Source organism: Stenotrophomonas sp. YJH_SMC_10 (assembly GCF_059371555.1).
In genome coordinates this window covers 33,620-46,243 of sequence record NZ_JCAFUS010000008.1, presented here as the reverse complement: position 1 = coordinate 46,243, position 12,624 = coordinate 33,620, and the positions used below count along the sequence as shown (strand labels likewise).

Below are 12,624 nucleotides of genomic sequence, written 5' to 3'. Positions count from 1 at the left end.
AGAAGGCCCGCGTCGCCGCAGGCCCACCACACATCGCTCAGGTCGCCGCGCTCACCCGCGCGATGGCCAGCCGTGCCAGCGCAGCAAAGGTCGCCGCGTCACCGAAACCGCGCGCGGCCAGCATCGCGCCATGCACCGATGACATGAAGGCCTTGGCCTCGTCCGCCGCCGAACCCTGCAGGCGCAGTTGCCCAAGCGCCGCACCCTTTTCCAGGGTGAGGGCCAGCCAGCCGCTCAGGTCCTCGAAATGTCCACGCACTTCCTCGGCAATTTCCGGCGGAATCATCGGCGCCTCGGCGGCCAGCATCGCGCAGATGCAGAACGAGGACGTCCCCCCTGCAATACAGCTGGACCAGTACTCCACATACGCGCTGAGTTCCTGCAGCGGGTCGTCGAGCTGGCGATCCAGCAGCGCCAGGCCCTCGCGCGCCTCGGCCCGGTACAGCTCGACCACCGTGCGCACCAGGTCCGCCTTGCTGGGGAAGTGATGATGGATGCTGGCCTTGCTGATGTTCACCCGCGCCGACACGTCGGCGTAGCTGAAGCCGTTGTAGCCACCGGCCTCCAGCAGCGCACGGGCGTGGACCAGGATTTCCTGGGCCTTGGGCGAGAGCGATTCCTTCATGTAGTCAATCTACTAGTTGGTAGACTCGCCTGTCAAGCCCCCGGGGTTCGCGCGGAAAGATCGGCACCGCATTCGCACGACCTGGGCACTGCGGCAACCGGTCGATTGCCAGTGAAGCGATCAGCAACCGCCGTCAGCAGCCTCGTCGGTAATGAACCAGCGCTGGAACCCCTCGATCGCATCGGGCATCAGCGCGCGGGCGCGTTCGCAGACCAGCGCTTCCGCTTCACGGAGGGCGCTGATCGCATCCGGCTGCGCACACAACGCCATCGCCACATCCGACGCGTCCAGCATCGCCAGGTTCACGCCCACGCCCACTGGCGGCATCAGATGCGCCGCATCACCGACCAGGGTCACGCCATCGCGCGGGGTCCAGCGGAAATCCGCCGGCAGGCTGTAGATCGGCCGCCGCACGAAGTCCGTGCAGGCCTCCAGCACGCGCCGAAGATTCGGGGCCCACCCGGCATAGCTGCCTGTCACCAGCGTCCGCATGCCGTGCTGCGCGATCCGTGCATCGAGCCACTCGGAGGAGCGCTTCAGCGCCGCATACACGCAGAGCCGATCACGGCTGTTGCGTTGCACGAACAGGGCCTCCTCGCCGCCAAAGCAGAACAGGCTGCCCTGCCCGACCATCGCTGAGATGTCGGCTGCTGGCCGCTCGATCCAACCCTCGAAAAAGGTAATGCCGGTTGGCAGCGGCTGGCACGCACTCAACGCCGCGCGCACTTTCGACCACGCGCCATCGGCACCGATCACGATGTCCGCCTCGTGCTCCACGCCGTTGGCGAAGCGCAGGCGGTGGCCGCCCGCCTGTGCAGGGACGAGCTCGGTCAGGCGGTGGCCCCACTGCACCGCGTCCGCCGGCAGCGCATCCATCAGCAGTTGGCGCAGATCGCCACGGTCGATCTCTGGCTTGTCCTTGCTCCCTTCCGGCCCGAACCCACCGGTGGTGATCACCCCGGACCACGGGTCGCCCGTTCGCGCCTCCTGCCCCTCGTGGCGCGCCACTGCGCGGAAAGCCTCCAGCAGGCCCGCGCGCTGCAGCGCCACCTGGCCGGAATCGTCGTGCAGATCCAGCGTGCCGCCCTGCGTGCGCTGCTGCCCGGACGCTTCGCCCTCGTACACGCGCACGCGGTGGCCGCCGCGGTGCAGGATCAGCGCAGCGGTCAGACCAGCGGGGCCTGCGCCGATGATGGCGATGCGGGAAGGGGGTTGCATGGCGTGATCCAGAGGAGTTGACACGTCAACCGTAGACCCGGGTTGTTGACATGTCAACCCTGTCGCGGCAACGTGGGGCCATGAGCTCTCCCCGCATCACCCCCGACGAATGGGCCGCCTGGCGCGGCTTCCGGCGCATGGCCGAGATCACCTCCGGCCGCATCGTTCAGGACATCACCCGCAGCACAGGCCTATCCAAGGCGGACTTCATCGTGTTGATGGAGCTGAGCCAGGCCAAGGATCGCTGCCGCCGCCAGCGCGAACTGCTGGACTACCTGGAATGGGACAAGACGCGCCTCTCGCACCAGCTGACCCGCATGGCCGGGCGCGGGCTGATCGAGCGCGATGCCGACAGCGACAACGTCGTGCTGATCCGCATGACCGCAGAAGGTCACGCACAGCTGCGCGCGGCACGGCCGGTGCACGTCGCTGGCGTCCGCCAGTACTTTCTCGACCATCTCTCCGCCGATGATCTGGCCGCCCTGCAGCGCATCACGGACAAACTCCATGCCGCCTTGCAGGACGCGGAGAGCTGACGCATCGCCCCGGTAGTGCCGGCCGCTGGCCGGCAACTGCAGTCACCCAACGCCACTGGCATGCCGGCCAGCGGCCGGCACTACCACGGTCGCAACGCCATGGGCTGGATTTGACATGCAGGCATTTACCTGCATATAGTCCGTCCCAAGGGCGGCACCTGCCTGCCCACGCGAGGAACCTGCAATGGTGGATATCGCACACCGGGTCGGCATCAAAGCCCCCGCAAGCCAGGTGTACCAGGCCCTGGCCACCCCCGAAGGCGTGGCGGCCTGGTGGGCTGAAGACACCCACGGCGACCGTGAGACCGGCGGCACGGTCAAGGTCCGTTTCACCAACAACGGCCAGGAAATCGGCGCCATGGAGATGCAGCTGGAACAGCTCATTCCCGGCGAGCTGGTGCTCTGGAAGTTCCTCGCCGGCCCCGCCGAATGGATCGGCACGCATGCGCGTTTCGCACTGAAACAGGAAGGCGACTACTGCATCGTGCTGTTCACCCACGAAGGCTGGAAGGAACGCGTGGAGTTCACCTCCCACTGCAGCACCAAGTGGGCGGTGTTCCTGATGAGCCTCAAGGCCCTGCTGGAAACCGGCAAGGGCCAGCCCAACCCGCACGACATCAGGATCGACAACTGGAACTGAAGACATCCCGCATGAATGCAGACAAGGTGTTCAAGGCCTTGGCCGACCCCACGCGCAGGACGCTGCTGGACCTGCTCTGCGAGGACAACGGCCAGACGCTGGGCCAGCTGTGCGAACACCTGGACATGGCCCGCCAATCGGTCACCCAGCACCTGGGCCTGCTGGAAGACGCCAACCTGATCAGCACCGTGCGCCGCGGCCGCGAAAAGCTGCACTTCATCAACCCGGTGCCGCTGCATGAAGTCTACGAGCGCTGGGTACGCAAGTTCGAGCAGCAGCGCCTGAGCCTGCTGCATGACCTGAAACGCGAACTGGAAGGAGAGTGACGATGTCCGCAGAGACTACCGGCTTCATCCACGTGATCTATATCGCCTCCACGCCACAGAAGGTGTTCGAGGCCATCACCCGCCCAGAGATCGCCAGTCGCTACTGGGGGCATGAGAACGTCTCGGACTGGAAGCCCGGCTCGCGCTGGCAGCACGTGCGCGCCAACGAAACGCGCTCGGTCGAGCTGGTCGGCGAGGTGGTGGAGAGCACCCCACCCTCGCGGCTGGTCATCACCTGGGCCGCCGCCTCTCAGGCCGACAACCCGGATGCCTACAGCCGGGTCACCTTCGACATCGTGCCCTACCAGGACATGGTGCGGCTGACGGTGACCCATGAGGAGCTGGAACCGGGTAGCGGCATGGATACCGGCATCCGCCAGGGCTGGCCGATTGTGCTGTCCAGCCTGAAGTCGCTGCTGGAGACGGGCAAAGGCTTGGATGTGTTTGCGAAGCCAGCGTAGCCGTCGGGATGGTTGGCCCGCGCGAGCGGCACCGGGCAGACGGCCCCCGGTCGCCGCCGCCGTCCAATACCCAATCACTCCCAAAAATTGAATTTCATGGAACAATAGGGAGCACATGGTTCTCGAGTTCCGATATGTCCCCCGCGTTGCTAACCGTCGAACAGGCTGCCCAGCAGCTCAGCCTGCACCCCAAAACCGTCCTGCGGCATATCCGTAGCGGCCAACTGCGCGCGACCCGCATCGGCAAGTCCTATCGCATCACCGCTGAAGACCTCGACATGTTCACCGGCACCGTGCGTGAGCCCTCCGCTGCGCGCCCACAGATGACCACGGTGGTGGATATTCCCGGATGCGGTGCGGCACGTGCCGCCGACCTGGTCCGTGCCCTGCATGCGCGCGTCACCGGCCGCGCGGCCGACGATGAGCCGCTGCGCATGGAGACGATCTATTCGCCTGAGCACGATGTGCTCAAGCTGATCGTGATCGGTGGCCTGGCAGGTTCCACGGCACTGCTGGTCAGCCTGCAGCGTCTGCTGCAGGACCGCAGCGCATGAAGCGGCAGCGCCCCGGCATTCCCACCCAGCGCGTACTTGCCGCCTACCGCCAGGTGCTTTCGGACTGGCCGGTACCACACGAATCGCACCATCTCGCCACCCGCGCCGGTTCGACATTTGTGGTCAGCTGCGGCCCCGAACACGGCCCTGCCCTGGTGCTGCTGCATGGCACCCTCAGCAATGCCGCCAGCTGGATGTTCGATGCCGCACGTTGGAGCGAGTACTACCGCGTGCATGCCGTCGACATCATTGGCGAACCGGGTCTCAGCGAAGGCACGCAACCTGCGCTGGACAGCGATGCGCATGCGCAATGGCTGGATGATGTCCTCGACGCACTCGGCGTGGAAAGCGCTGCATTCGTGGGCCTGTCGTTCGGCGGTTTCCTGGCAATGGACTACGCGTTGCGAAGGCCTGCCCAGGTTAACGCACTGGTCCTGGTCAGCCCCTCGGGTATCGGGCGCCAGCGTGCATTCCTGCTCAAGGCGCTCCCACTGTTGCTGCTTGGCCGATGGGGGCGTGAGCGCCTGCGCCGTGCGGTCATGGGCCCCGCGCCACTGCGTGCACCTGCACGTGCGCAGCCGCTGCTCGACCTGCTGGCATTGATCCGTGCCGAGGTCCGGCCACGTCCGCTGCGCATTCCCCGTATCAGCGACGAGCGCTTGGCTACGTTGCATCCACCGGCAGCCCTTGTCATGGGCGCGCGTGATGCCCTCATCGATACCCCTGCCGCCGCCGAACGCATGAAACGGCTCGTCCCGACGGCGGACGTCACCCTGCTGGCAGACGCCTACCACTACATCCCCGGCCTGCGCGAAGACATCCTCGCCCGGCTGCGTCGCCTGCAGAGCCTCCGGCATGAATGATTCCATTGAGAACATCGGCACCATCCGTCTCCTGCGCATCGAGCCGCAGGGCCCGACACTCGATGCCAACGGCCTGCGCGATCTGGTCGGCGATGCCCTCGGGCATCAGGCCGAGTGGATCGCCGTGCCGGTGCAACGCCTCTCTCCGGACTTCTTCGAGCTGCGCTCCGGCATGGCCGGGCAGTGGCTGCAGATGCTGGTGAACTACCGCCTGCACTTCGCCGTCCTGGGCGATGTCAGCGCCTACCGCGCACAGAGCGAACCGCTGGACGCGTGGATCACCGAATGCAACCGCGGCCGCGACGGCTGCTTCGTGGCCGACTGGGACGCCCTGCTGGCGCGCCTTTCGGCCCCGGCCGGCGTGGGCTGAACGCCAGCCCCACGCTCACCCTCACCGAACCCGGTTCCGACCGCGCTCCGACGCCCGCCACCACAGCATCGCCCGCAGGCTCCCCAGGCGACGTTCCATGAGTGCTTCAGACGCAGACTCCCTGCACAGCAAAGTGGCGGCGGTCACGCTCGGCTTCTGGGTGATGAAGATCGCCGCCACCACCCTCGGCGAGACTGCGGGCGACCTGCTGTCGATGACGCTCAACCTGGGCTACGTGGCCAGCTCGGCGATCCTGCTGACGATCTTCGCTGGCCTGCTGGCACTGCAACTGTCGGCGCGGCGCTTCCACCCGGTGCTGTTCTGGTCAGTGGTGCTGGCCACCAGCACCGCCGGCACCACCATGTCCGACCTGCTCGACCGCACTCTAGGCCTGGGCTACGCCACCGGCGCCAGCCTGCTGGCCGGCTGCCTGGCGCTGGTGCTGCTGGCCTGGCGGATATCGGAAAAATCGATCTCGGTCAGCAACATCGCATCGCGCCGCGCCGAAGGCTTCTACTGGACCGCCGTGCTGTTCTCCAACACGCTCGGCACCGCGCTGGGCGACTTTCTCGCCGACGATTCCGGGCTGGGCTTCACCGGCGGCGCACTGCTGATCGGCAGCCTCATCGCGCTCACCGCATTGGCCAGCCGCATCAAGGGCATCAACCGGGTCATCCTGTTCTGGATCGCCTTCGTGCTCACCCGCCCGTTCGGCGCCACCTTCGGCGACCTGCTCACCAAGCCGCTGGAGAAGGGTGGCCTGGGCTTCGGTACGGTCGGCTCGTCGCTGGTGCTGTTCACCCTCCTCGCCACACTGGTGGCACTGCCGATGCTGCAGCGGCGACCGCAACCGGCAAACTAACGCGCGGTCCAGCCCCCATCCACCGGTAGCGCCGTTCCGGTGATCTGCGCCGCCGCGTCCGAAGCCAGGAACACCACCATCTCACCCAGCTGCTCGGGCGTCACGAACTGCAACGACGGCTGCTTCTCAGCCAGCAGCGCACGCGCGGCCGACTCCTGATCCGTGCCTTCGCGCTCGGCCAACGCGGTGATCTGCTGCTCGACCAGCGCCGTTCGTACCCAGCCCGGGCAGATGGCATTGGCGGTGATCCCGCTGCCCGCATTCTCCAGCGCGGTCACCTTGGTGAACCCCACCACGCCATGCTTGGCCGCCACGTAGGCGGACTTGTTCACCGAGCCCACCAGGCCGTGTACCGACGCAATGTTGATGATGCGGCCGGCGCCCTGCTGCTTCATGTGCGGCAAGGCCGCCGCCGTGGCATGGAATACGGCCGAGAGATTCAGCGCGAGGATCGCATCCCACTTTTCGACGGGAAATTCCTCGATCGAGGCGGTGTGCTGGATGCCTGCGTTATTTACGAGGATGTCGATGCGGCCCATCGTCGCGACGGCATGCTCAATCATCCCGCGCACTGCCTCGCCACGGGAAAGATCGGCGCCGTCATGCGCCACCCGCACGCCGAACTCGGTTTCCAGCTTGGAACGGATGCGTTCGATCTCCGTCGCATCGCCGAAGCCATTCAGCACGATATCGGCACCTTGCCGCGCCAGCGCGGTGGCAATGCCAAGACCGATACCACTGGTGGAGCCGGTGACCACCGCAACCTTTCCACTGAACATGGGTGAGCTTCCATCGGGGGTAGGCCGCCAGTGTAGCGTTACCGGCCGCCGCACCCTCCTCCTACGTGCCCACGTCCAACGAGTGCGCCAGCAGGAACTCCCTGGCGTACTCATTCCCACCCTGCGCCGAAGCGCGGATCAGGTACACCGCACGTGGCACGTCGCTGGCGACACCCTTGCCATGGAACAGCGCCAGGCCAAATTCGTACATGGCCGACGGATAGCCGGCCTCCGATGCCCGTTCAAAATGCGCGGCCGCCCGCATGACATCCTGCTCGACGCGGTCACCAGTCAGCAGGCACAGCCCTACCGCATAGATTGCCGGGATATAGCCCTTCTCTGCGGCCTGCTTGAGGGTCGCGAAGCTGTCCGCCTCGGCGTGTGCGTCGTCCTCCCCTACAGGCATCGAAGAAGAGAGGAACAACGCTTCGGCGCACCCGCGTGCAAGCTGCGGGGCCAACAGCCGCCGCGCGTCGGCAATGTCACCACGGTCGAGCATCGCATCGAAGTCAGTCGTGAGCTGGGTTGGCATGTTCGTCATGGCGCCGGCTTCCTTCCTGTTTGCGGGCATCCGTTCGCCCCATTGGGATTATGCATGCGCAATGCCGTACATTCCTCCAGCGCACGAGGAATGGCGACCCAGTGATCTGACTCGTGGGCCAAATCGACACAACCCATTTGCCTATACATTGTCGCAAATAGCATTGGACCCACCAAGGCATGTGGGGATATTCTCGAATCTACGTGGATCTACCCCAAAGGTGACAATCTTGACCCTTTCCTCTCCACCCGTTCCAGCCAAACTCCGGGAAATGCTCAAGGACTATCCGGAACATATCGAACGACTGCAGGAAGTACTGAATCGATCAGCCGAACGATCACGACAGATTCCTTTAATGCCGTTCGACGACGCGATCTCCGCATTGGAAGGCAGGCTCGGAACGTTCATCATGGAGGCACGGAGTGAGCTTGCCGCTGCTGAAGCGGCTGGGAATCCCCAGGATATTGCCAATGCACTTGAAAAAGAACGGTTAATGCTTAGGGCGCGCCTACAAAGCCAATGGATAGGAGATGAGTCGATGTACTCCTATTTTCAGGAGCTAGAGCGTTGAGTTCACCCGATTGGAGCCTCGCGCCCCAGGCGCATGCGCAGGTGTTTGCGGAGAAGGTGCTTCCCCATAGTGGTCTGGACAGTACCACTCCTCAGGAGCACCCCAAGGCAATTGTACTCGCTGGACAGCCAGGCGCAGGTAAGAGCGGGGTTGCCGGTGCTGCGATTCGAGAGCTTGCTGGTGATGCCATTTCCATCGATCCCGACGCGCTGCGGGAGATGCACCGTGACGCTCCGCAGCTTGTCCAGCAGCACCCATACACCTGGTCGGGGCATACTCACACCGATGCCAGCCAATGGGCAAAAGAGCTGCGATCCCTGGCAGTCGAGGGCCACAGGAATCTCATCCTCGATACGACACTAGGAAATGGCGACGCCGCAGTTAATCTGATCAAGAATCTCCAGGCCAAGGGCTACGAAGTGGAGATTCGGGGAGTTGTCGCACATCGGTTGGAAAGCGAGCTTGGTGTCGACCGAAGGTTTACTGACAAGCTGGACGACGAAGGCTTCGGCCGCTACGTCCCCGAAGACGTGCGCAAATACGTTTACGATGCCCTGCCCGGAAATCTGGACAAGGTCCAGGCCGAGACCGGCATCCAGATTCGACTCTACGGACGCGAAGGCGCTCAGGTCTACGACAGCCATAGCGATACCCGTCTACCGGGCGCAGCGCTGGAAGCCGAACGCGAGGCTCGGCTGAAAGACCCCCGAATCACCCAATCATTGCGCGATGGCTGGCGCGCACAAGGCCGCTGGCACGCCGAGCTTACGGACACCCTGCCCCTCAACGACAAGGTCAGCCCACCAACAGCGGCAGCCGTTCTCGATGAGCGCGCAACGCTCAAGGTTGTTGAAGGCATTACGCCCAACATCCAGGAAGCACGCAGCGTCGACCACACCATCCGCGTGCGCCCAAACATGGTGCGGGGCGCCGTCATCGGTGGCGCCGCAGCGACGGTCGTTGAAGCCGCCACCGAAGGAACAAAGATTGCCGACCTGTACGCGCGCGACAACCGGACGGGCGCGGAAGCCGCGCTGTTGGACTTCGGAGCACGCAGCGTCGGCGGTTGGACCGGCGCGGCAGTGGGCGCCAAGGTCGGTACGCTGCTGGGCATCGAGTCCGGCCCTGGCGCCATTGTCACCGGCATCATCGGTGGCGGGTTGGGCGCCTGGGGTGGCGGTGAGATCGTCGATTGGATCGAGAAGTACCAGATCAACAATCAGGCCGACAGCACCGGTAGGGTCTGGACGTTTGACCCGGCGCATCCCGAGAAGGGCTGGACACACAGCGAGCGGGAGATCGTAGGCACCGTCGGTACCCTGGCCGATCGCCCGATCTACGGCGCGACCACGCTGCTCACGGCCGACGCCGAATTGACCCAGCAACTGAACTACCAGGCCTCAAGCCGGGCCGTCGGGCTGCGGCTGTCCGAGCCGGATCAACCGATCAATCCCTTCAGCATTGCCGGCGACGCCAGCGATACACCCAGCGCCCTTCCGCGTTCCTGGGAGCGCAACCCGGAGAACGGTGAATGGCGACGCGAGGTCGTCCATCAGGTCCTCGAACATGGCATCAAGAACACCACGGTCGAAGTTGCCGACGCCACCAAGGCTGCGCAGCTTGATGAAGCCGCACAGGGCATCATGGCCTTCAACGCCGCCCGAAGCTCGGCGGCCTTTGCCAAGCAGTATGAGGAGGCCTACACCGCCCAGGGCTGGTCTCAGTACGGAGCTATTCCTGATGAAGTGATCTGGGCACGCGAGCATCCCGATCACGTACTCGCCTCCGACGGACGCACCTATCAGCAACAGGGCGATGGTGAGTGGCTACATGACGGCTGGGTCTACGATTCGCTGGCCGAGGGCAACATCCGCGACGAGTTGAACAGTACCTACCCGCAGATCCGGGCCATCCAACAGATGGAGGCGCCCGTACCCAGCGCCCACGAACGCAGTATCGAGGCATTGACCGCCAACGAGCGCGATGCTCACGAACAGGCCATGCAGGAAGCCAATCGACTTGGCGTCGCTGCACCGCAGGTGCAGCAGATGGCCGCCGCAGCCGTGGCTGAGGTTCGCGGCGAGCACGCCGAAGAACGGCTGACGCCGCAAGCCGTGATCGATGCGCACAGCGTTGAACGCGCTGCACTGGCGCCCAACACATCATCCTTGGTACAAGAGCATCACGCTCCTGCGCCTGCAGCGCCGACGCCTTCGGATCGTGTGGAATCTGTACGGGAACCGGCTCGCCGCGAAGCACCACGACAGGAGCCGACCGCAGCCGCTGCAACGCAACCTGCATGGGATGAGTCAAGCGAGCGGCAAGCGCATACCGAGGCAAATCCTCCTGCGCACCCGGTGCCGGCAGCTCCTGTGCCGTCACCCGACATTCCCTCCGCTGAGCGATCTCCCGCGCAGCCAGAAGTGAGTGCGCTACCGACACCGGATATCGGGCACCCGGCTCCTGCGCAGGAGCCCGTTGCAACTGACCCGCACTCCCCGGCCCCGTCAATCCAGACCGAAGTGGCTGAAGCCGCGCCGGCTACTGCCCGCCTCCACGAAGCCGAAGCGAAGTCGGCGTCGGTCCAGCCGGAGTCAGACGTTCCAGCCGCACTCGCGAGAGCCGAGCCCGCTGCGCCCCCGCTGATGACAGACGCGGCGACCCAAGTCTCGCAGCACGAACCTCCCTACACGCCACCACCCGTGGAGGCACCGGCGGCATCACCCTCAAGCGCAACGATCCAGGAACCCGAAGCGCCGCCCGCGCCCCTGCTGCCTACCCAGCCCGAGCATCCCGATCATGCGCTCTACCAACAGGTGCGCGAAGGCGTAGCGGCGCTGGACGCCAAACACGGTCGCACCTTCGACGAAGCCAGCGAGCGCATGACCGCCAGCCTGCTGGTGCTAGCCAAGGACAACGACCTGGACCGCGTCGACCACGTACTGCTGAGCAACGCCACCGCAGACAAACCCGCCGGTCACACCCTGTTCGTGGTCCAGGGCGAGCCCAGCGACCCCGCACACCAGCGCGCCGCGATGCCGACTGAACTGGCCGCACAGACCTCGGTCGAAGAATCAACGCAGCAGTTCGACGCAGTCAGTCGCGAAGCACAGCAGCGTGCCATTACCAATCAGCTTGATCAGCAGCTGGAAGATCAGCGCGTGCAGCACGATATCCAGGCCCGCGCCGCCAGCATGGGCTGAGTCAGCCAAAGCAGCGATCGGCGCAGGCATTACCGCATCGACTGGGAAAGAAATGAAACCCCTGACCAAAGGCTTCCTGGGAACACAGATCCTTGCCGCGCTCTTTGGAACATCGTACTTCGCTTTACTAGCCTATCGCCGCAATCCAGATGCCCTCAACATTGGACTCTGGATCTGGGGCTATTTCGCGGGCATCTTCCTATTGCTTCAGGCCTTCCTTGCAGTGAAGCAGTGGTGGGAAAACTCACGCAGGCAATAGCGGCACGCGCCCCATCACTTCCAATGATCCGGCCCCAGGAACGGCAGGCTCAACACAAACACCGGAACCGCCACCGGCACCAACGCAGCCCCCAACACCTTCCCGGCCGCAGTCCCAACCCCCGGCTTGTCCGTATCGTCCGGCCGGATCCGCTCAGCCCGCGCGGTGATCGACTGCGGCAGCTTCGCCTTCGCGGCCAGCGCCGCAGCATCCGGCAATTTCACCCGCTCGCCATCACTCTCGAACAGCGCGCTGTAATAGCTGCCACCCTGCCTGGAAAGGTCGCAGTCCGGGTTGGCCGCCAGCTCGTAACGGCTCCGCGCTTCAAGGATGTACGGCTGGCGCGTCAACGCAGCGATGGCCTTGGCCACTCGCGGGCTGATCTCCAACCGCTCCAGCTTGAACTGCGCCGCCTGTTCCGGCGTCACCTGCTCCGGCCGCAGCAGCAGCGCGTAGCTGCCATGCACCTTGCTCCGGTCGGCCGGCACGCGCCAGTCCTCACGGAAGTACAGCTGCGCGCAGACCACGGCCTCGCGCAACGGGCTGTCCATCAAGGCGCGGTAATCACGAAACGGCGCCGCATCGAAGCGCATCGGTTCGTCATAGACCGGCAGCAGGTACAGCTTGCCGTCGTCGGCCACGAACGCGCCGGTAATCTCGCGATTGGAATGGTGGTAGTCCGGCCCACTGGCGCAGCCCGACAGCAAGTTCAGGCACAGGACCGAAAGAATGAAGAGGATGGACGTTCGCATGTCGTGTTGAATGGCTTCCCTGGAAAACCGGCCTCCCCATAAGGAAGAGGCCAGCGCTTCATGG

16 protein-coding genes are annotated in these 12,624 nt (G+C 64.9%); 11 read left to right on the top strand and 5 right to left on the bottom strand.

What is annotated here, in order from left to right:
* Nucleotides 1-37: 37 nt before the first annotated feature.
* Both AC5P9C_RS11875 and AC5P9C_RS11870 read right to left on the bottom strand, forming a co-directional pair.
* Nucleotides 38-625: a TetR/AcrR family transcriptional regulator gene (locus AC5P9C_RS11875; protein ID WP_103283019.1), complete on the bottom strand. Its 588-nt coding sequence runs from the start codon at nt 623-625 to the stop codon at nt 38-40.
* A 120-nt stretch (nt 626-745) separates the two neighbouring features.
* A complete protein-coding gene (locus AC5P9C_RS11870; RefSeq protein WP_346715464.1) occupies nt 746-1,843 on the bottom strand; it encodes an FAD-dependent oxidoreductase in 1,098 nt (365 codons plus the stop codon).
* An 80-nt stretch (nt 1,844-1,923) separates the two neighbouring features.
* Here AC5P9C_RS11870 and AC5P9C_RS11865 point away from each other — a divergent pair, with 80 nt between their 5' ends.
* The 8 genes from AC5P9C_RS11865 to AC5P9C_RS11830 all read left to right on the top strand — a co-directional run bounded on the left by AC5P9C_RS11865 (nt 1,924) and on the right by AC5P9C_RS11830 (nt 6,455).
* Entirely contained in the window at nt 1,924-2,379 is a 456-nt protein-coding gene (locus AC5P9C_RS11865; protein ID WP_346715463.1) for a MarR family winged helix-turn-helix transcriptional regulator, read from the top strand.
* Nucleotides 2,380-2,563: 184 nt separating this feature from the next.
* Entirely contained in the window at nt 2,564-3,019 is a 456-nt protein-coding gene (locus AC5P9C_RS11860; RefSeq protein ID WP_343540363.1) for an SRPBCC family protein, read from the top strand.
* A gap of 11 nt (nt 3,020-3,030) precedes the next feature.
* Nucleotides 3,031-3,345 carry an ArsR/SmtB family transcription factor gene (locus tag AC5P9C_RS11855; protein ID WP_005416268.1) on the top strand — a complete coding sequence of 105 codons (315 nt, stop codon included), beginning with the start codon at nt 3,031-3,033 and terminating at the stop codon, nt 3,343-3,345.
* A 2-nt stretch (nt 3,346-3,347) separates the two neighbouring features.
* Nucleotides 3,348-3,806: an SRPBCC family protein gene (locus AC5P9C_RS11850; protein WP_343540364.1), complete on the top strand. Its 459-nt coding sequence runs from the start codon at nt 3,348-3,350 to the stop codon at nt 3,804-3,806.
* A 134-nt stretch (nt 3,807-3,940) separates the two neighbouring features.
* Entirely contained in the window at nt 3,941-4,360 is a 420-nt protein-coding gene (locus tag AC5P9C_RS11845) for a helix-turn-helix domain-containing protein (protein ID WP_149901926.1), read from the top strand.
* Nucleotides 4,357-5,223, top strand: a complete 867-nt coding sequence (locus AC5P9C_RS11840) for an alpha/beta fold hydrolase (protein ID WP_343540365.1) — start codon at nt 4,357-4,359, stop codon at nt 5,221-5,223. The genes AC5P9C_RS11845 and AC5P9C_RS11840 overlap by 4 nt, the downstream gene beginning before the upstream one ends.
* Nucleotides 5,216-5,593 (top strand): DUF4180 domain-containing protein, encoded by a 378-nt coding sequence (locus AC5P9C_RS11835; protein WP_343540366.1) that lies wholly within the window; start codon nt 5,216-5,218, stop codon nt 5,591-5,593. The genes AC5P9C_RS11840 and AC5P9C_RS11835 overlap by 8 nt, the downstream gene beginning before the upstream one ends.
* Before the next feature lie 97 nt (nt 5,594-5,690).
* Nucleotides 5,691-6,455 carry a COG4705 family protein gene (locus AC5P9C_RS11830; RefSeq protein WP_343540367.1) on the top strand — a complete coding sequence of 255 codons (765 nt, stop codon included), beginning with the start codon at nt 5,691-5,693 and terminating at the stop codon, nt 6,453-6,455.
* Here AC5P9C_RS11830 and AC5P9C_RS11825 read toward each other — a convergent pair.
* Nucleotides 6,452-7,234, bottom strand: coding sequence for a 3-hydroxybutyrate dehydrogenase (locus AC5P9C_RS11825; RefSeq protein WP_343540368.1), 783 nt, complete (start codon nt 7,232-7,234; stop codon nt 6,452-6,454). The genes AC5P9C_RS11830 and AC5P9C_RS11825 overlap by 4 nt on opposite strands.
* Before the next feature lie 61 nt (nt 7,235-7,295).
* On the bottom strand, nt 7,296-7,775 hold the full coding sequence (locus AC5P9C_RS11820; RefSeq protein ID WP_343540369.1) for a tetratricopeptide repeat protein: 480 nt from the start codon (nt 7,773-7,775) through the stop codon (nt 7,296-7,298).
* A gap of 229 nt (nt 7,776-8,004) precedes the next feature.
* Between AC5P9C_RS11820 and AC5P9C_RS11815 the strand changes: the two genes are divergently transcribed.
* From AC5P9C_RS11815 to AC5P9C_RS11805, 3 genes are read left to right on the top strand one after another with little or no spacing between them, the layout of a single operon-like run.
* On the top strand, nt 8,005-8,346 hold the full coding sequence (locus tag AC5P9C_RS11815) for a hypothetical protein (RefSeq protein WP_143572903.1): 342 nt from the start codon (nt 8,005-8,007) through the stop codon (nt 8,344-8,346).
* On the top strand, nt 8,343-11,549 hold the full coding sequence (locus tag AC5P9C_RS11810) for a zeta toxin family protein (RefSeq protein ID WP_343540371.1): 3,207 nt from the start codon (nt 8,343-8,345) through the stop codon (nt 11,547-11,549). Before AC5P9C_RS11815 ends, AC5P9C_RS11810 begins: the two co-directional genes overlap by 4 nt.
* Before the next feature lie 52 nt (nt 11,550-11,601).
* Nucleotides 11,602-11,808 (top strand): hypothetical protein, encoded by a 207-nt coding sequence (locus AC5P9C_RS11805; protein ID WP_343540373.1) that lies wholly within the window; start codon nt 11,602-11,604, stop codon nt 11,806-11,808.
* Between the two features lie 14 nt (nt 11,809-11,822).
* On the opposite strand, the gene AC5P9C_RS11800 is transcribed toward AC5P9C_RS11805, so the two are convergent.
* Nucleotides 11,823-12,560 (bottom strand): hypothetical protein, encoded by a 738-nt coding sequence (locus AC5P9C_RS11800; RefSeq protein ID WP_343540386.1) that lies wholly within the window; start codon nt 12,558-12,560, stop codon nt 11,823-11,825.
* Nucleotides 12,561-12,624 lie beyond the last annotated feature (64 nt).

Bases quoted from the DNA above. Each gene is read 5' to 3' on its own strand.
- AC5P9C_RS11845 (WP_149901926.1), top strand. From the start codon at position 3,941: ATGTCCCCCGCGTTGCTAACCGTCGAACAGGCTGCCCAGCAGCTCAGC.
- AC5P9C_RS11820 (WP_343540369.1), bottom strand. From the start codon at position 7,775: ATGACGAACATGCCAACCCAGCTCACGACTGACTTCGATGCGATGCTC.
- AC5P9C_RS11840 (WP_343540365.1), top strand. From the start codon at position 4,357: ATGAAGCGGCAGCGCCCCGGCATTCCCACCCAGCGCGTACTTGCCGCC.
- AC5P9C_RS11805 (WP_343540373.1), top strand. From the start codon at position 11,602: ATGAAACCCCTGACCAAAGGCTTCCTGGGAACACAGATCCTTGCCGCG.
- AC5P9C_RS11865 (WP_346715463.1), top strand. From the start codon at position 1,924: ATGAGCTCTCCCCGCATCACCCCCGACGAATGGGCCGCCTGGCGCGGC.
- AC5P9C_RS11800 (WP_343540386.1), bottom strand. From the start codon at position 12,560: ATGCGAACGTCCATCCTCTTCATTCTTTCGGTCCTGTGCCTGAACTTG.
- AC5P9C_RS11870 (WP_346715464.1), bottom strand. From the start codon at position 1,843: ATGCAACCCCCTTCCCGCATCGCCATCATCGGCGCAGGCCCCGCTGGT.
- AC5P9C_RS11825 (WP_343540368.1), bottom strand. From the start codon at position 7,234: ATGTTCAGTGGAAAGGTTGCGGTGGTCACCGGCTCCACCAGTGGTATC.
- AC5P9C_RS11835 (WP_343540366.1), top strand. From the start codon at position 5,216: ATGAATGATTCCATTGAGAACATCGGCACCATCCGTCTCCTGCGCATC.
- AC5P9C_RS11830 (WP_343540367.1), top strand. From the start codon at position 5,691: ATGAGTGCTTCAGACGCAGACTCCCTGCACAGCAAAGTGGCGGCGGTC.
- AC5P9C_RS11855 (WP_005416268.1), top strand. From the start codon at position 3,031: ATGAATGCAGACAAGGTGTTCAAGGCCTTGGCCGACCCCACGCGCAGG.
- AC5P9C_RS11850 (WP_343540364.1), top strand. From the start codon at position 3,348: ATGTCCGCAGAGACTACCGGCTTCATCCACGTGATCTATATCGCCTCC.
- AC5P9C_RS11860 (WP_343540363.1), top strand. From the start codon at position 2,564: ATGGTGGATATCGCACACCGGGTCGGCATCAAAGCCCCCGCAAGCCAG.
- AC5P9C_RS11875 (WP_103283019.1), bottom strand. From the start codon at position 625: ATGAAGGAATCGCTCTCGCCCAAGGCCCAGGAAATCCTGGTCCACGCC.